Origin of the sequence: Methylobacterium sp. BE186 (assembly GCF_031457035.1) — a bacterium.
Classification (GTDB): Bacteria; Pseudomonadota; Alphaproteobacteria; order Rhizobiales; family Beijerinckiaceae; genus Methylobacterium; species Methylobacterium segetis.
Window position 1 is genome coordinate 43,623 of record NZ_JAVDVV010000033.1, and the last position, 17,373, is coordinate 60,995.

The window sequence follows — 17,373 nt, forward strand, 5'->3', positions numbered from 1 at the left end:
GCCCTCGCCGGACCGTGAGGCGACGGGCTTCGCGGGACGCTCGCCCCCGGCCGCCGCTCGATCGCCTTAGCTAAGACGGGAACGCTCGGCGGGTAGGCTGCGCGCGGCTCGTCGAGCGGCTCCCAGCCCCCTGGACGCCGCGCGACGCGCCGCCCCTTAACCCGCCGCTAACCAAGATCAGCCTTCCATCGCGCGGGAGCAGTGGACTGCGAGCGGATGGCACGGCCTGTACACACCCTTCGCGTGGAGGCCGGGAGCGGGGCGCACGGCGCCGTTTCCGCGACCACGGCGCATCTCAGCCCGGGCCTCCTGACACTCGCGCGCTGGCGGCTCCTCGCCATGCACCGGGCGGCGAATGTCGGGCACCTCGGCGGCAACCTGTCGGCGCTCGACGCGATGATGCTCGTGCATCACGAGTTTCTGAGCGAGCAGGACCGTTTCGTTCTCTCGAAGGGCCACGCGGCGGGCGCGCTCTACGTCACCCTGTGGAGCCGCGGGCTGATCAGCGACACGGAGCTGGGCAGCTTCCACGCCGACGGCACGCGGCTGCCCGGGCATCCGCCCGCCCGCGGCCTCCCCACGAACCGCTTCGGCACGGGAAGCCTCGGGCACGGCCTCTCCCTCTCCGCCGGGCTCGCCCTCGCCGCGAAGCTGCAGCGCCGGACGAACCGGGTCTTCTGCATGACCTCGGACGGGGAATGGCAGGAAGGATCCACCTTCGAGGCGCTGATCTTCTGCACCCATCGTCGATTGTCGAACCTGACGATCCTGATCGACCACAATCGCCTGCAGGGGTTCGGCGCCACGGCCGAGGTCGCCTCGCTCGATCCGATCGGGCGGGTCCTGTGCGGCTTCGACGTCGAGATCCGCGAAGCGGACGGGCACGACCTCGCGGATATGCGCCGCGCCCTCTCCCCCGGATCGAGCCGGCCCGTGGCCGTCATCCTGCACACCGTGAAGGGCCACGGCGTGCCCGCCATCGAGGGCCGCATGGACAGCCACTACCTGCCCCTCACGGAGGAGCAGCACCGGGAAGCCGTGCTCGGCGACGCGTTCGCCGCGGAAATGGCCCAATGAGACGCGAGCTCTGCGCGGCGCTCGTCGCCCGGGCCGCTCGCCCGGACCTCGTCTTCCTCACGGGCGATCTCGGCTTCGGAGCGCTCGAGCCCCTGCGCGACGCGCTCGGCGAGCGCTTCCTCAATGCGGGAATCGCCGAGCAGAACATGATCGGGGTCGCGGCGGCGCTCGCGAGCGAGGGACTCGAGCCCTGGACCTATACCATCGCCCCCTTCTGCTACGCCCGCGCCTTCGAGCAGATCCGCAACGACGTCTGCTTCCACCGCCTGCCGGTGCGCATGCTCGCCAATGGCGGCGGCTATGCCTACGGCGTGATGGGTCCCACCCATCACGCGCTGGAGGATTACGGGGTCCTCTCCACGCTCCCGGGGCTGCACATCTTCGTGCCCGCCTTCGACGCCGATGTCGCCGCCGTGGTGGACGCGGCGGGCACTCAGGCGGGGCCTGCCTACATCCGGCTCGGGCGCGGCGAGGTGCCGGAGGGCTGCGTCGCGCCGGCCTACGCGCCCTGGCGACGCCTGCGCGAGGGGACCGGCCCGGTCGTCGTCGCGGTCGGACCGATGGCGGGCGTCGTCTGGTCCGCCGTCGGCTCCCGCGAGGACCTGGACGGGCCGGAGCTGTGGGCGGTCAGCGAATTGCCGCTCTGCGCGAGCCCGCCGCCGCAGGCTTTCGTGGCGGCGCTGACCGCGCGCCGCAGGCTCTGCGTCGTCGAGGAACACGTCGCCCAGGGCGGCCTCGGCCAGAGCCTCGCCGCCTGGTGCCTGGAGGGCGGCCTCGCGGTCGCGGAGTTCCGCCACCTTGCCGCCGCCGGATATCCCTCCGGCACCTACGGCTCCCAGGCCTTCCACCGGCGCGAGAGCGGTCTCGACCCGGCTGCGATCCGCGCGACGCTCGCCGCATGACACAGACCGCCGCCGATTGGATCGACAGCCTCAAGGGTCCCATCGCCGTTCTCGGCGCGGGCGGCTTCGTGGGCTGCAACCTTTTCCGTCACATCCTGTCGCGCCGCCGCGACGTGTTCGCCGTCGCGCGCGTCCTGCCCTCGCCCCGCCTGCGCGGCGTCGACCCGGCCCACCTCGTCGCCGTCGACTTCACCGACAGGGCGGCTGCGGGCCACTTCGTCGAGGCGATCCGTCCGGCGACGGTCTTCGACTGCATCGCCTACGGCGCCTACGCCTTCGAGGCCGATGCCGACCTCATCTACGCCACCAACTTCACCTCCCTGGCGGCGCGCGTCGAACTCCTCGCGCTCAGCGGCAATCTCGCGGCCTACGTGCATGCGGGCAGCTCGTCCGAGTATGGCCTGAACTCCGCATCCCCGGCCGAGGAAGCCCAGCTCGTCCCGAACAGCGCCTACGCCGTCTCCAAGGCGGCCACGGCGCAGTTTCTCGCCTATGCGGGCAAGACGCGCCGCTGGCCGGTGGTCAACCTGCGGCTCTACTCGGTCTACGGCCCCTACGAGGATGCCGGGCGCCTGATTCCGGCCGTGGTGTCGAGGGGGCTCGCCGGCACCTATCCGGACTTCGTCGATCCGAACATCGCGCGCGACTTCGTCTTCGTCGAGGACGTCTGCGAGGCCTTCGTCCGGGCGGCCGCCAAGATGTCCCTCGACCTGTACGGGGAGTCGCTCAACATCGGCACCGGCGTCGAGACGACCATCCGCGACTTGGCCGCGACCGCGCGCGATCTCTTCGACATCGCGGAGGCGCCCCGCTTCGGCGCGATGCCCGCGCGCGCCTGGGACCTCGCGCGCTGGCAGTCCAACCCCGCCAAGGCCGAGCGCCTGCTCGGCTGGCGCGCCGCGACGCCGCTGGCGGAGGGGCTCGCACGCACGGCCGAATGGATGCGCGGCCCCGGCGCGGGCCTGTCCGAACTGACCAAGTCCGGTGCCGTGCGACGCCGCAGCATCGCGGCCATCGTCGCCTGCTACAAGGACGAAGAGGCCGTGCCGATCATGCACGCCCGCCTGACCGCGGTCTTCCGGAAGATCGACGTCGATTACGAGATCATCTTCGTGAACGACGCGAGCCCGGACGGGTGTGCGGAGCGCATCCGCGCCCTGTCGGCGACGGACCCGCACGTGCTCGGCATCACCCACTCGCGCAATTTCGGCTCGCAGATGGCCTTCCGCAGCGGGATGGAACTGGCGACCGCCCAGGCCTGCGTGCTCCTCGACGGCGACCTGCAGGATCCTCCCGAACTGATCGAGCAATTCCACGCGGCCTGGCTCGACGGGCACGACGTCGTCTACGGCCGGCGCGTGAAGCGCGAGATGCCCGTCGTCTGGGGCCTCCTCTACAAGGCGTTCTATCGCGTCTTCGCGGCCTTCAGCTACATCCGCATCCCGCATGACGCCGGCGATTTCTCGTTGATGGACCGGCGCGTCGTGGGCTGGCTGCTGAACTGCCCCGAGCGCGACCTCTTCATGCGCGGCCTGCGCGCCTATGTCGGCTTCCGCCAGACCGGCGTGGACTATGTGCGCCCGAAGCGGATGTTCGGCGCGAGCACGAACAACCTGCTGTCCAATCTCGAATGGGCCAAGCGCGGGATCTTCTCGTTCAGCAGCACGCCCCTCAAGATGCTCACGGCCACCGGAATCGTGCTGCTCGGCCTCGCCGCGCTGCTCGGCACCGTGCTGGTCGCCCTGCGCCTGCTCGTGCCGGACATCGCCCCGCGCGGGGCGACCTCGATCCTGCTGGCGATCCTCTTCTTCGGCGCTCTGAACCTCTTCGGGATCGGGCTGATCGGCGAGTACATCGCGAAGATCATGGAGGAGGTGAAGGGGCGCCCACGCCTCATCCGCGCGGCGCTGATCCGCAACGGCACCGCGACGGACCTCCCGCCCGAGGCGAGGGCGCGCCCGTGACCCGCTTCGGTGAGCACGCAAGCGGGGATCCCGGAGCAGGATCGTGATCGCGAGCCGGGACCTGGATCGGTCGGTTGTCGGACCGGAGCGCCCCGCGGCTCACCCCCTTGAGGCGCATCGAGGCCCGGCCGCTCGCGCCGACGCTCGGGCCGGCGAGACCCGTCGGGCGCACGAAGGCGCGGGCTTCGGCCACCTGCCCTTCTGCGTCGTCGTCCTCCTCGTGGCGGCACCGAACCTTCTGTTCCTCGCCACGCACCTGGCGAGCTCTGTGCTGGCAGCGGGCTGCCTGGCGGCCATCCTGGCGGCGCTCGTCCCTGTGCTCCGGGATTGCGCCCGCACGCGCGAGCCGCTCGATGCGCCTCTCCTGCTGATCGCGCTCGCGGCCGGCTACGCGCTCTGCCTGCTCGGCGGGGAGACGCACCTCGTTTTCGCCAACGACGATTGGCTGATCCGCGACGCGGTGCTGCACGACCTCGTCGCCGAGCCCTGGCCGGTCGGATACCTCTACAGGGGGGACCCGACGCTGCTGCGCGCGCCCCTCGGTCTGTTCCTGGTTCCGGCCGCCGTCGGGAAGCTCGCGGGCCTCCAGGCAGCGCACGGGGCGCTTCTGGCGCAGAACGGTCTCTTGTTCGGATGCCTCTTCTACGGCTTCGCCCGCATCGTGCGGCCGCGCCGGCGCGGCCTGACGCTTCTGGCGCTCTTCATCGGCTTCAGCGGCTGGGATGTCATCGGCACTTGGCTGACCGAGCAGCCCCTCGGCTTCGGCACTCACCTGGAGCAATGGGCGAAGAACCTGCAATTCTCGTCCCACGTCACCCAGATCTTCTGGGTCCCGAACCACGCGGCTTCCGGCTGGATCTTCGTCGGAGCCTATTGTCTCTGGCGGGCGGACGCCTTGCGGGTCCCATCGCTCGCCGTGATCTTCGGTCTCTGCGTGTTCTGGTCGCCTCTGAGCATGATCGGCGCCGTGCCGTTCCTGATCGGCGCCCTGCTGAGGGATCTGCCCCGAGGCCGCGTCACGGTTCGATCGTCGGCGATTGCGGCGCTGGCGGGTCTCGGGCTGATCCCGGTCGCCCTCTACCTCGGTTCGGACGCCGCGCGCGTTCCGCACGGCCTGCACGAACTGAGCGACCTCTTCGTCATCCGCTACGTCCTCTTCGTCGCCCTCGAACTCGGGCCGGCCCTCATCGTGCTGGGGCTCGCGCGCGACCGGATCGCGATCACCTCACGGGGCTTCCGGAGCGAGATCCTGCTCGTCGTCGGATTGCTGCTGCTCGTACCGCTCTACCGGCTCGGAGGGACCGATTTCGTGATGCGGGCGTCGATCCCCGCTCTGGCGCTGCTGGCCCTGCGCGTCGGCGCGGCGGTCTCAGGCACGAGCATCGCTCGGGCGGCCATCGCCTGCACCCTGCTGGGAGTGGGTGCCGTCACGCCGCTGTACGAACTCGGCCGGGCCTTGCGCGAACCCGCCTTCGCGATCAGCGGATGCGATCTTCTCGCCGCCGCCCGGACCCCGCCCAACGACGGACCGCTATTCCACTACCTCGCACGGCTCGATGTCGTGCAGGCGAGCCTTGCCGGCCGCGTTCTGGCGATGCCCTCGACGATGCTGCGGCCGGAACCGCGCGGCCCGTGCTGGCCGGATCGCGTCCGGGAGGGCGCCGCTCCCCTGCCCTGACGCGTGATGTCCGACGTCCCGCAGTGAGAGCAGGCCGCTTCGGCGCGATCCTCATCCCGGACGATGCGCGGTGACGGTGTAGCCGAGGCAATCCTCGCCCCAATCGGACCGCAGCGACAGGGTGCCGATCGTGGCGAGCAGGCCGAGGACCGGCAGCAGGGCGATGCCGAGGCTGCGCCGCGCCGTGCGGCGAAGCGGGTTTCCGTCCGCGTCCAGCAGGAGGGTGAGCCCGAGCGCCATGCCCTTGTAGCAGGCCACGGTGAGCGGATTGCCCCGCGCCGTGACGCGGATGCGATCGAACCCGGCCTGACGCAGCAAGATCTCCAGCGAGGATGGCGTGTAGCGCCAGTAATCGTAAGGGATGAAATGCCAGCGGGCCGCGAAGGGAACCGTGAGGACGAGGCGACCGCCGGGCCGGAGACAGCGGGCAAGGGTCGCGATGAACGGCGTCGGCGCCTCGACATGCTCGAGGACCTCGGTACAGAGAACCACGTCGACGGAGCCCGGAGCGATTCCCCAATCGTCGCTCTCGACATAGTGGGTATCCGGCACCTCGTAGCCGAACCGGTCCTTGGCGTCCTTCGTGTCGATGCCGCGGTAGCGGGCCGTTGCCGGCAGCAGGGATCGGAAGACCTGCGCGCCGCATCCGACATCGAGCACGCTGCCGGACGCGGTCGCCAACTCGGCGCGCATGTCCCGCCAGGCGGACCCGGCCTGGAGGTCGAGGAAGCGCCGCGCCCCGGCGAGGACGTCGTCCCACCGGGACCGTCTCGGGCGGAACACGGGCGGCTTGAAGCGTTCCGCCCGTTGCCCGATCAGGTTGCGGCGGTTGGCGTGCGTACTCATCCGACAGCAACCCGATCGTCGTAGCCGCTCATCCCGCCGTCCGGGCAGCGAACCGTCCTGCGGGAGGGGCCGTCCGGAGGCTCAAGGGGCCGTGGTGAACTGCCCGCACGATTCGGGAGCCCGGCCACCGGCATTCGAGCCGGCCCGGCCCGTGCAGGAACGGATCAAGCCATGCCGGAACATCCTTAAGATCGGCTAACACCGGTCAGCGCCTTCGCGGCAGCCCTGGCCCCGGCGTTGCGTCGCGGGGCGGAGCCGTGAGAAAGCGGGTCCCCGCTCTGGCTGCCGGAGGATCCATGCGCACCGAGACGCCCCAGACGATCCGGCTGGAGGATTACCGGCCGAGCGACCACCTGATCGACCGGGTCGATCTCGACATCCGCCTCGCGCCCCACGACACCCGCGTGACGGCCACGCTCGCGATCCGCCCGAACCCGGCGGGCGAGGCCGGCGCCCCCCTCTTCCTCGACGGCGACGACCTGACCCTCCTCGGCCTCGAACTCGACGGGCAGGCGCCGCCCGAGGAGGCTTTCGCCGCGACGCCCTCCAGCCTGACCCTGCACCGGCCGCCGCAGCGGCCCTTCGTCCTTCGGATCGAGACCCAGATCGACCCGACCGCCAACACCAAGCTGATGGGCCTCTACCGCTCGAACGGCGTCTACTGCACCCAGTGCGAGGCGGACGGCTTCCGGCGCATCACCTACTTCCTCGACCGGCCGGACGTGCTGTCGGTCTACACGACCCGGATCGAGGCGGGACGCGAGGAAGCCCCGGTTCTGCTCGGCAACGGCAACCCGGGCGAGGCGGGCCCGGTCGCGGGGACGGACCGGCACTTCGCCGTCTGGCACGATCCGCACCCGAAACCCGCCTATCTCTTCGCCCTCGTCGGCGGACGGCTCGACCGGGTGGCGACCCGCTTCACGACGATGGAGGGACGCGGGGTCGACGTCGCCGTCTACGTCGAGCCCGGCAGGGGCTCCCGCGCCGGCTACGCCCTCGACGCGGTCGTGCGCTCCATGCGCTGGGACGAGGAGGCGTTCGGCCGCCCCTACGACCTCGACGTGTTCAGCGTCGTCGCCGTGTCCGATTTCAACATGGGGGCGATGGAGAACAAGGGCCTCAACATCTTCAACGACAAGTACGTTCTCGCCGATCCCGAGACGGCGACCGACACCGACTACGCCAACATCGAGGCGATCATCGCCCACGAGTACTTTCACAACTGGTCGGGCAACCGCGTCACCTGCCGGGACTGGTTCCAGCTCTGCCTGAAGGAGGGCCTGACGGTCTTCCGCGATCAGGAATTCTCCTCCGACATGCGCTCGCGCGCCGTGCACCGGATCGGCGAGGTCCGAACCCTGCGCGCCCGCCAGTTCCCCGAGGATGCGGGCCCCCTCGCCCATCCGGTCCGGCCGAGGGCCTATGCCGAGATCAACAACTTCTACACGGCGACCGTCTACGAGAAGGGCGCCGAGATCGTGCGGATGCTGAGGACCCTCCTCGGGCCCGGGACCTTCCGGGCCGGCATGGACCGCTACTTCGCCGAGAACGACGGCCGGGCCGCCACCGTCGAGGATTTCCTCGCTTCCTTCGCCGCCGAGAGCGGGCGCGACCTGTCCGCCTTCGCCCGCTGGTACGAGCGGCCCGGCACGCCGCGGGTGACGGCGGAGGGCAGCTACGACGCGTCCGCGCGCCGATACACCCTGAGCCTGCGCCAGAGCCTGCCCGGCGGGGACGGCACGCCCCTCGTGATCCCCGTGGCCCTCGGTCTCGTGGGCGGGTCCGGCCCGCTCGAATCCACCTGCCCGCGGGTCTCGGACGGAGTGTTCGTGCTGGAGGAGGCCTCGGACGCGCTCACCTTCGAGGCGGTCTCCGAGCCGCCGGTACCCTCCCTGTTCCAGGGCTTCTCGGCACCCGTGCGCCTCGAGATCGCGCTCGACGATGCCGAGCGGCTGGCCCTGCTGCGGCACGATTCCGACCCGTTCAACCGCTGGCAGGCGGCCCAGAGCGTGGCGATGCGCCTCCTCCTCGACCGCGCAGCCGCCGGCAGCCCCGAGGCCGACGAGGCGGGGCCCTCTGCCGAGGCCTACGCTGCGGCGCTCGGCGGCCTTCTCGACACCGAGGCCCTCGCGGACCCGGCCTTCGCCGCCCTCGTCCTCGGCCTGCCGGGCGAGGGGGAGATCGCCAATGAGATCGGCCGCGACGTCGATCCGGACGCCGTGCACCGCGCGCGGCAGACCCTGCGGCGGCATCTCGGACGAAGCCTTCGCGGCCGCCTCTCCGGACTGCGCGAGGCGCTGGCGCCGGCCGACGGAGGTCCCTTCAGCCCGGACGCCGCCTCGGCCGGGCGCCGGGCGCTCGCCAACGCGGCCCTCGACCTCATCGCCGCGGCCGATCCTGCGGCCGGGACCGAGCTCGCCGAAGCGCAGCTCGCCGCCGCCACCAACATGACGGATCGGCTCGCCGCGCTCTCAACCCTGGCCCTGATCCCCGGTCCGGCACGGGAGAGAGCCCTGGAGAGCTTCGGCACCCGCTACGCCGAGGAGCCCCTCGTCCTCGACAAGTGGTTCGCGATCCAGGCCACGATCCCCGAAGAGGGGACCCTCGCCCGGATCGCCCGGCTGCAGCGCCACCCCGCCTTCTCGATGTCGAATCCGAACCGGGTCCGCGCCTTGATCGGCAGCTTCGGCCTCGGCAACCCGACGCAATTCGCACGGCTCGACGGGGCCGGCTTCGCCCTCCTCGCCGGGACCGTCGAGGCACTCGACCGCACGAATCCGCAGATCGCGGCGAAGCTTCTCACGACCTTCAATTCCTGGCGCCGGCTGGAGCCCGCAAGGTCTTCCAAGGCCGGAGAAATTCTGTCCGGGATGCGGTCCCGCGAGGGCCTCTCGCGCGATGTCGCCGACATCCTCACGCGCACCCTCGGCACTCCGTTAACACATTCTTAACGCTGGAAAATTTCGATTCGGGCAGAGCGCGAACCCGCCGGCAACAGGGGTCCGTTCTGTCAAGCCGGGCGCCGAGAAAGCCGTGGACAAGTTGGCCGCTCGGATGATCATATATCCTTGATTCGGGGCGAGCGTTCTTCCGCCCCGGACCTTCACCGAGAGCGACGAGGTTCGGCTATGCCGGAGGCGGATTCCGCTTCCCTCTCCGCGCGCGCGGACACGATTCTTGGCATCCACCGCCCCTCGCGTGCGACCCACGCCCGCTTCGTGCGCGCCGAGACCTGGCTGCGCTATGCCGTCCCCGCGCTGCTGGCGACCTTCCTGGCCTGCCTCGGCGGCGTCGCGGCCCTGCATCTCCAGGTGCAGCGGGACGAGGTCCTGCACCGGACGGCCAGGGAGATCGAGACCTTCGCGCGCCTCGCCGCCGCTGCCCTGCCCGCGGCCCTCGAGCAGCGCGAGGTCCCCGGCCGCCTCGACGCCCTGCTGCCGCAGGGCTCGCTGCATGGCGGGCGGCAGATCCTGATCGTCACCCCGGGCGAGCAGATCATCGCCGCCCATCCCGCGCTGCCGGGATCCGTCACCCGGCTGCCCGAGGTGCTCGGCGAGGTCCAGGCCCTCAGCGTGCTGGCCGAGCGCGCCGGCGTGATGAGCGTCACCCTGCCCAGCGGCGGGAGCGCGCTCGCGACCATGCACCGCCTGCCCGGCGCGGGCGCCGCGCGCGTCGCGGTGGTCCAGCCCCTGGACGAGGCGCTCGCCGCCTGGAGCGAGCGTGCCCGCAACCAGGCGATCCTGCTCGGTGCGGCCGGCCTCGTCATCATCGGCATCGCGGTGGCCTACGGCCTGCAGACCCGGCGCGCGCACGCGGTCGACAAGCTCTGCGAGCAGATCAAGCAGCGCCTCGATACGGCGCTCGGGCGCGGCGGCTGCGGCCTGTGGGACTGGGACATCCCGCGTGGGCGCATCTACTGGTCGGATTCGATGTACGCGCTGCTCGGCTACCGCCGGGAGCGCGAGTTCCTCTCCTTCGGCGACGTCAATGCCCTGGTCCATCCGGACGATGGCGACCTCTACAGCCTCGCCCGCGGGCTCGCCGCCAACCAGATCACGGTGGACCACGCGTTCCGCATGCGCCGGGCCGACGGCGCCTACGTCTGGTTGCGCACCCGCGCCGAGATCGTGCCGGATCCGGGCGACGGCGGCCGACACCTCGTCGGCATCGCCGTCGACGTCACCGAGCAGCACAACCTCGTGGAATCGACCGCCACCGCCGACATGCGCCTGCGCGACGCGGTCGAGGCGATCTCGGAGGCGTTCGTCCTGTGGGACACGAGCAACCGTCTCGTGCTCTGCAATTCGAAGTTCCGCCACCTGCACGCGCTGAGCCCCGAGGACGCGCAGCCCGGGCGCCGCTACGGGGAGATCATGGGCCGGGGCGTGCTGCCGCGGGTCCGGCGGGAATTGCCGGATGCGGAGCACGCGGGCGCCACCTCGCGCACCTTCGAGGCCGAACTCGCGGACGGCCGCTGGCTGCAGATCAGCGAGCGGCGGACCAAGGACGGCGGCTACGTCTCGGTCGGCACCGACATCACCAACCTGAAACGACACCAGGAGCAGCTCGTCGCCTCGGAGCGCGAGCTGATCGAGACGGTCAAGGACCTCAAGCGCTCCCGCCGCACCCTCGAATTGCAGACCCAGCAGCTCGCCGACCTCGCGGAGCGCTACCTCGACCAGAAGGCCTCCGCCGAGGGCGCCAACCAGGCGAAGTCCGAGTTCCTGGCCAACATGAGCCACGAGCTGCGCACGCCGCTCAACGCCATCATCGGCTTCGCCGAGCTCATGGAGACGGAGGTCTACGGGGCGCTGGGCTCGCCGCGCTACGCCGAGTACTGCCGGGACATCCGCTCCAGCGGCAATTACCTGCTGTCGGTCATCGACGACATCCTGAACATGTCGCGCATCGAGGCGCACCGCGTGAAGCTGGTGCGGAAGGATCTGAACGTGGACGCGGCGGTGAAGAGCGCGATCAAGCTCGTCGCCGAGCCCGCACGGGCGAAATCCCTCGCGATCAGCGTCGATCTGAGCCCCGGCCTGCGCCTTCTCGCCGACGAGCGGGCGCTGCAGCAGATCCTCGTCAACCTCATGCAGAATGCAGTGAAGTTCACCCCCGCCGAGGGGCGCCTCATGGTGCGCGCCCGCTCGTCCGGCGATCACGTCCACCTCTACATCGAGGACAGCGGCATCGGCATCCCGAAAGCGGCGCTGCCGAAGCTCGGCGCGCCCTTCGCGCAGGTCGAGACCAACCTCACCCGCAGCCACAACGGATCGGGCCTCGGCCTCGCGATCGCGCGCTCGATGGCCGAGTTGCACGGCGGCTCGCTCCGCATCCGCTCGGAGGAAGGGCTCGGCACGGTCGTCCTCGTCCGCCTGCCCGCCCCGACGCAGGAGCGCCTCCGGGCTCTCGCCGCCGAGGAAGCCTCGCAGCAGACCGTCGCGGCGCTCCGCGAAGCCTCCGGCGCGAGCCTGCGCCCAAGCCCCGTCCAGCCGGCAGTGGTGTAAGAGGGGGAAACACAGGTCCCCTCGCGCGCCCGGACGAGACCCCGAGGTCTCCGCGCGCAACCTCGCGATCCTGAGCCCCTATCTCAGCAGCCGTTCGAACAGCGCCCTCACCTCCGCCCGCTCCGCGTCGAGGCGCGCGGTCAGTGCCCGAGCGTCCGGCATTCCGGTGGCGGTGGCGAGCCGCGCGAGCGCGACGGGTGAGGCCGCGGTCGGGTCGCCCTCGACCATCAGGCGCTGCCAATGGTGCACGTCGTCGAGCAGGCGGTAGGCGGCGCAGAGGCGCTCGGCCGCGTCCTCCCTCAGAAGCCCGTGACCCGCCGCGCGGCGCAGGACGCCGGGCGCGTCGAGGCCGGCGAGGTCGGGATGGGCCGCCGCGTGGCCGAGCACCAGCGCCTGGGCCAGGAAGTCGAGGTCGAGGAGGCCGCCGGGCGCGAGCTTCAGGTCGAGGGGCCCGCCATCGCCCTTCTCGCGCGCGACGAGGGCGCGCATCTCGCGCACCGCCCGGTTCACGGAAGCCGGATCGCGCGACTGGCAGACGATGGCCCGGATCACCTCCGCCACCTCGGCGCCGAGATCCGGGTCTCCCGCGATCACCCGGGCGCGGGTCAGCGCCATGTGCTCCCAGAGCTCGGCCTCCTCCAGGCCGTAGCTGCGGAAGCTGCGCAGTTGTGCCGCGATCATGCCCTGACCGCCGCCGGGCCGCAGGCGCAGATCCACCTCGTAGAGCCCGCCGCGGCGCGTCGGCACGGTGAGCGCCGCGACGAGGCGCTGCGTCAGCCGGTTGTAGGCGACCGCCGCGTCGAGGGGACGGGGGCCGGTGCTGGTGCGGTTCTCCGGGTCGAAATCATAGAGCACTACGAGGTCGAGGTCGGATTCGGCCGTGAGCTGGCGCGAGCCGAGGCGCCCGAAGCCCAGCACCGCCATGCGTCCACCCGGCACCGTGCCGTGATCGGCGCGGAAGGCGTCCGAGACGGCATGGAGGGAGGCGGCCACGGCCGCCTCCGCGATGCCGGCGAAGGCGTGGCCCGCGCCTTCGGGGGTCAGGATGCCCGAGAGAAGGCGCGCCCCCGTGACGAAGCGGAGCTGGCGCGCGGCGTCGCGGCTGCGGTCGAGAAAATCCTCGTGGCTGCCCGGCGCGCCGACGAGACTGCGATACTGATCGGCAAGCCCGGCCGGATCGGTGGCCGGATCGACGAAGGCGGGATCGATCACCGCGTCGAGGACGTGGGGGCTGAAGGCGACCGTGTCGGCGAGCCGCGGCGCGGTGCCGAGGAGGTCGGCGAAGAGGAGCCGCAGTCGCTCGTGCGAGCGCAGGATGGTGAGGAGTTCCACCGCCGCCGGCATCCGCCCGAAGGCGCGGTCGAGGGCATCGAGGGCGGCGTCGGGGTCCGGCGTGCCGCCGAGCGCCTGCATCAGGGCCGGCACCAGTTCGGTCAGCACCTCCCGCGCGCGGGGGCTGCGCACGGCGGGACGGCGCCCGAAATGCCAGCCTCGCACGGTCTCGGCCGCCCGCTCCGGCTCGCGGAATCCGAGGGCTCTCAGGGTCTGCAGGGTCGCCGGGTCGTCGCCGGTGCCGCTGAACACGAGGTCGCCGACCTCGGCCGAAAGGTCGGGCTCGGCCTCGAACAGCAGGGCGTAATGGGCCTGCACCCGCCGCGCGTGCTGGAGGAGCGCGGCCTCGAAATCCGGCAGCCCGGGAAAACCCGCGAAGCGCGCGAAGCTCTCAAGTTCGTTCGGATCCGCCGGCAGGCGCTGGGTCTGCTCGTCGCGGACCATCTGGAGGCGATGCTCGACCGTGCGCAGGAAGTCGTAGGCGGCCCTCAACGCGTCGCGGGCCTCCGAACCGATCCAGCCCTCCTCGGTGAGGCTGCCCAGCATCTCGATGGTGCGCCGCCCCCGCAGGGCGGTCCGGCGGCCGCCGAAGACGAGTTGCTGCGTCTGCACGAAGAACTCGATCTCCCGGATGCCGCCGCGCCCGAGCTTGATGTCGTGGCCCGCCACCGCGATCGTGTCGTGCCCGCGCACCGCGTGGATCTGCCGCTTCATGGCGTGCACGTCGGCGATCGAGGCGAAATCGAAGTACTTGCGCCAGATGAAGGGCCGGAGATCGGCGAGGAAACGCTCGCCCGCCGGGATATCGCCCGCGATGGCGCGGGCCTTGATGAAGGCCGCCCGCTCCCAGTTCTGCCCCAGCGTCTCGTAGTAGGTGTAGGCGGAGTTGAGGCTCATCGCCGTCGGCGTCGATCCGGGATCGGGCCGCAGCCGGTAATCGACCCGGTGCACGTAGCCGTCCGCCGTGCGCTCCTGCAGGAGCTTGGCGACGCCCTGCGCGAGTCGGCTGAAGAACGGCGTCGGCTCCAGCCCCTCCTTCAGCGGCGCAGTCTCGGGATCGAAGAACACGACGAGATCGATGTCGCTCGAATAGTTCAACTCGTGGGCGCCGAGCTTGCCGAGGCCGAGCACGACGAGGCCGGAGCCCGTCTGCGGCTCGGCCGCCTCGCGCGGCCGGTAGCGACCGGCCTCGGCCGCCTGGATCAGCAGGGCGTCGAGGGCTGCGGAGACCGAGGCGTCGGCGAAGTCGGACAGGGCGCGGGTGACGGTGGCCAGCGGCCAGAGGCCGCCGATATCGGCGAGCGCCACGAGAAGGGCGTGGGCGGCGCGGTTCTCGCGCAGGCGCCGACCGACCGCCTCGAGGTCGACGGCACCCCCGTCGGGCCGGCCGGCCGCCCGCTGGTCGGCGATGATCTCGGCGACGCGCGTCTCTGGGTTCGTGCCGAGGAGATGCGCGAGGCGCTCCGGGTCGCGGGACGCGAGTTGCCACAGGAAGGGGGAATGGTCGGCCAGCGCGAGGAGATGGGCCCTCACGACGCCCGCGAGATACCGCTTCGGAAGTGCCTCGGCGATGTCGGCGAGCCGCGCCTCGGCCCCCGCGGGATCCGAGAGGGGGGGCGCCGCGCCGAGACGCTCCGCCAGGATCCCCCGCGCGCTGCCGTGTTCGCTCATGCCCGTTCGCCCTCGCTGCGGACGGGCAGAGTTACCACGACGGCAAGGCCCGGGTCATTGTCCCTCAGGGCAATGGACCCCTGGTGCAGGCGCACCACCGCCGCGACCAGGCTGAGCCCGAGCCCGAAACCGGGCCGGGTCCGCGCCTCCTCCAACCGCACGAACCGGTCGAGCACCCGGGCGCGGTCGGCCTCCGGGATGCCGGGACCGTGATCGGCGACCGTGATCGCGATGTCGGGGCCGCTGCGCCGGGCCGCGACGCTGATGCGGGGCTGGCCCCCAGCCCCGTACTTGATCGCGTTGTCGATGAGGTTGGCGAGCGCCTGCCCGATCAGCTCCCGGTTGCCGTCGAGGACGAGCCCGTCCTCGGTCCGCACCGCGAGGACGAGGCCGCGCTCCTCCGCGAGCGCCTCGTAGAGCTCGCCGACTTCCTGCACCGTGCGGCCGATATCGAGGGGCGCCAGGGTCTCGCGGGCGTTGCGGGCCTCCAACCGCGCGATCATCAGGAGCGCGTTGAAGATCCGGATCAGGCCGTCGCTCTCCTCGATCACCGACTCGATCGCAGCGCGCAGATCCTCGGGGGTGCGGGCCGTGCGCAGGGCCTCGTCGGCACGGTTGCGCAGGCGCGTCAGCGGCGTCTTCAGGTCGTGGGCGATGTTGTCCGAGACCTCGCGCAGGCCCCGCATCAGCTCGCCGATCCGCTCCAGCATCTCGTTGAGGTTCTGGGCGAGCCGGTCGAGTTCGTCGCCGTTGCCGGCGACCCTCAGGCGCCCGTCGAGGTCGCCCGCCATGATGGTGCGGGTCGTCTCCGTCATGTCGTCGACACGCTTGAGGACGCGGCGCGCCACGAACCAGCCGCCGACCACGCCGAGCAGCACGACGAGGGCGAGCGAGGAGCCGAAGGTCCGGGTGATCACGGCGCGCAGCCGATCCCGCTCCTCGACGTCGCGGCCGACGAGGAGGCGGAAGCCGCCGGGCAGGGTGAAGATGCGCACGATCGCCCGGTGGTCGTAGCCGCCTCCCTCGCCGCTGCGGGCGTAGTTCGCCTCCGTCTGGCCGGGCGAGGCGAGAAGCCGTGCGGGCACCTCGCCGACATTGCCGACCACGTGCTCGCCGGCCGCCGTCGTCACGAGGTAGAGGGAGGCGCCGGGCTCGCGGGAGCGGCGCTCGACCACCGCGATGAGACGGCGCAGGCCGCCCGCATTGTACTGCTCGGACAGGCCGTTGATCTCGGCGTCGATCGTCGAGACGATCTGGTCGTCGAGGACGCGCCGCGCGTTCCAGGCGACGTAGCCGAGGGCGAAGAAGGCGAAGGCCGCGAAGACGACGAGGTAGGCGAGCGACAGCTTGAAGGCCGTCGTGCGGAACAGCTTGCCGAGGCGCGCCGGCAGGTTCTCCGGAGGCGGCAGCGTCCGCGCGCTCATCGGGGACGCCTCAGCCACGCGGCCTCACGAGGCGCGGGCCTCCTCGGCCCGGACCATGTAGCCGGCGCCCCGCACCGTGTGGATCATCGGATGCTCGAAGCCCTTGTCCACCTTGGCGCGCAACCGCGAGACATGAACGTCGATCACGTTGGTCTGCGGGTCGAAATGATAGTCCCAGACGTTCTCGAGCAGCATCGTGCGCGTCACGACCTGCCCCGCATGGCGCATCAGGTATTCCAGGAGGCGGAATTCGCGGGGCTGCAGCACGATCTCGCGGCCCGCCCGCGTGACCCGATGCGAGAGACGGTCGAGTTCGAGGTCGGCGACCCTGTAGACCGTGGGCTCGGCGGAGCCGGGCGCGGCGGCGCGGCGGCGCGCCAGCACCTCGGTGCGGGCGAGGAGTTCGGAGAAGGCGTAGGGTTTCGGCAGATAGTCGTCGCCGCCGGCGCGCAGGCCCTTGACCCGGTCGTCGACCTGGCCGAGCGCCGAGAGGATCAGGACCGGGGTGCCGACGCCCTGCTCGCGCAACGAGCGGATCAGGGAGAGGCCGTCGAGCTTCGGGAGCATCCGGTCGACGATGAGCACGTCGTAGTCGCCCTCCCGCGCGAGCGCGTAACCGTCGAGGCCGTCCTGCGCATGGTCGGCAACATGGCCCGCCTCGCGGAAGGCCTTCACGAGATAGGCGACGGCCTCACGGTCGTCCTCGATGATCAGGAGACGCATGGGAATGCTCAATAGGGCGCCCTTCCGGGTTCGGGAAGGCGCCCTCCCCTGTCACGCCCCATCCAGACGAGCCGCAGCATCGCCGAGCGCGCCTTACGCGCAGATCGCCGGCGGATGACGAATGATTAAGGATGGGGCCGGTCGCGTCGCTTGCCCGCAACGCGAGACGGGCCGCGTCCCGGTTGGGAAGCGGCCCGTCTCGGTGTTGGGTGCGGCGTGATCGTGCTGAGGGAATGTGTGTTGTGTTGT

General features: G+C 71.3%; 10 protein-coding genes. 6 read left to right on the top strand and 4 right to left on the bottom strand.

Annotation, left to right across the window (positions count from 1 at the left end; genetic code table 11):
- Window positions 1-216: 216 nt before the first annotated feature.
- The 4 genes from J2X36_RS23940 to J2X36_RS23955 are packed head-to-tail and all read left to right on the top strand — an operon-like array spanning window position 217 to window position 5,621.
- Window positions 217-1,077, top strand: coding sequence for a 1-deoxy-D-xylulose-5-phosphate synthase N-terminal domain-containing protein (locus tag J2X36_RS23940; RefSeq protein WP_310354402.1), 861 nt, complete (start codon window positions 217-219; stop codon window positions 1,075-1,077).
- Window positions 1,074-1,979: a transketolase gene (locus tag J2X36_RS23945; protein WP_310354404.1), complete on the top strand. Its 906-nt coding sequence runs from the start codon at window positions 1,074-1,076 to the stop codon at window positions 1,977-1,979. The genes J2X36_RS23940 and J2X36_RS23945 overlap by 4 nt, the downstream gene beginning before the upstream one ends.
- Entirely contained in the window at window positions 1,976-3,943 is a 1,968-nt protein-coding gene (locus J2X36_RS23950; protein ID WP_310354405.1) for an NAD-dependent epimerase/dehydratase family protein, read from the top strand. Before J2X36_RS23945 ends, J2X36_RS23950 begins: the two co-directional genes overlap by 4 nt.
- A gap of 43 nt (window positions 3,944-3,986) precedes the next feature.
- Window positions 3,987-5,621, top strand: coding sequence for a hypothetical protein (locus J2X36_RS23955; protein WP_310354407.1), 1,635 nt, complete (start codon window positions 3,987-3,989; stop codon window positions 5,619-5,621).
- Between the two features lie 51 nt (window positions 5,622-5,672).
- Here the strand turns inward: J2X36_RS23955 and J2X36_RS23960 are convergent, their stop codons facing one another.
- A complete protein-coding gene (locus tag J2X36_RS23960) occupies window positions 5,673-6,467 on the bottom strand; it encodes a class I SAM-dependent methyltransferase (protein WP_310354409.1) in 795 nt (264 codons plus the stop codon).
- Between the two features lie 296 nt (window positions 6,468-6,763).
- Between J2X36_RS23960 and pepN the strand changes: the two genes are divergently transcribed.
- Entirely contained in the window at window positions 6,764-9,418 is a 2,655-nt protein-coding gene (gene pepN, locus J2X36_RS23965) for an aminopeptidase N (RefSeq protein WP_310354411.1), read from the top strand.
- Between the two features lie 177 nt (window positions 9,419-9,595).
- Window positions 9,596-11,974 carry an ATP-binding protein gene (locus J2X36_RS23970; protein ID WP_310354413.1) on the top strand — a complete coding sequence of 793 codons (2,379 nt, stop codon included), beginning with the start codon at window positions 9,596-9,598 and terminating at the stop codon, window positions 11,972-11,974.
- A 78-nt stretch (window positions 11,975-12,052) separates the two neighbouring features.
- On the opposite strand, the gene J2X36_RS23975 is transcribed toward J2X36_RS23970, so the two are convergent.
- The 3 genes from J2X36_RS23975 to J2X36_RS23985 are packed head-to-tail and all read right to left on the bottom strand — an operon-like array spanning window position 12,053 to window position 17,124.
- Complete coding sequence (locus tag J2X36_RS23975; protein WP_310354414.1) at window positions 12,053-14,977, bottom strand: bifunctional [glutamine synthetase] adenylyltransferase/[glutamine synthetase]-adenylyl-L-tyrosine phosphorylase; 2,925 nt, start codon at window positions 14,975-14,977, stop codon at window positions 12,053-12,055.
- Window positions 14,974-16,401: a HAMP domain-containing sensor histidine kinase gene (locus tag J2X36_RS23980; protein WP_310354415.1), complete on the bottom strand. Its 1,428-nt coding sequence runs from the start codon at window positions 16,399-16,401 to the stop codon at window positions 14,974-14,976. Before J2X36_RS23980 ends, J2X36_RS23975 begins: the two co-directional genes overlap by 4 nt.
- Before the next feature lie 24 nt (window positions 16,402-16,425).
- On the bottom strand, window positions 16,426-17,124 hold the full coding sequence (locus J2X36_RS23985) for a response regulator transcription factor (RefSeq protein WP_310354417.1): 699 nt from the start codon (window positions 17,122-17,124) through the stop codon (window positions 16,426-16,428).
- Between the last annotated feature and the right edge of the window lie 249 nt (window positions 17,125-17,373).

Bases quoted from the DNA above. Each gene is read 5' to 3' on its own strand.
- J2X36_RS23950 (WP_310354405.1), top strand. From the start codon at position 1,976: ATGACACAGACCGCCGCCGATTGGATCGACAGCCTCAAGGGTCCCATC.
- J2X36_RS23975 (WP_310354414.1), bottom strand. From the start codon at position 14,977: ATGAGCGAACACGGCAGCGCGCGGGGGATCCTGGCGGAGCGTCTCGGC.
- J2X36_RS23970 (WP_310354413.1), top strand. From the start codon at position 9,596: ATGCCGGAGGCGGATTCCGCTTCCCTCTCCGCGCGCGCGGACACGATT.
- pepN (WP_310354411.1), top strand. From the start codon at position 6,764: ATGCGCACCGAGACGCCCCAGACGATCCGGCTGGAGGATTACCGGCCG.
- J2X36_RS23960 (WP_310354409.1), bottom strand. From the start codon at position 6,467: ATGAGTACGCACGCCAACCGCCGCAACCTGATCGGGCAACGGGCGGAA.
- J2X36_RS23980 (WP_310354415.1), bottom strand. From the start codon at position 16,401: ATGAGCGCGCGGACGCTGCCGCCTCCGGAGAACCTGCCGGCGCGCCTC.
- J2X36_RS23985 (WP_310354417.1), bottom strand. From the start codon at position 17,124: ATGCGTCTCCTGATCATCGAGGACGACCGTGAGGCCGTCGCCTATCTC.
- J2X36_RS23945 (WP_310354404.1), top strand. From the start codon at position 1,074: ATGAGACGCGAGCTCTGCGCGGCGCTCGTCGCCCGGGCCGCTCGCCCG.
- J2X36_RS23940 (WP_310354402.1), top strand. From the start codon at position 217: ATGGCACGGCCTGTACACACCCTTCGCGTGGAGGCCGGGAGCGGGGCG.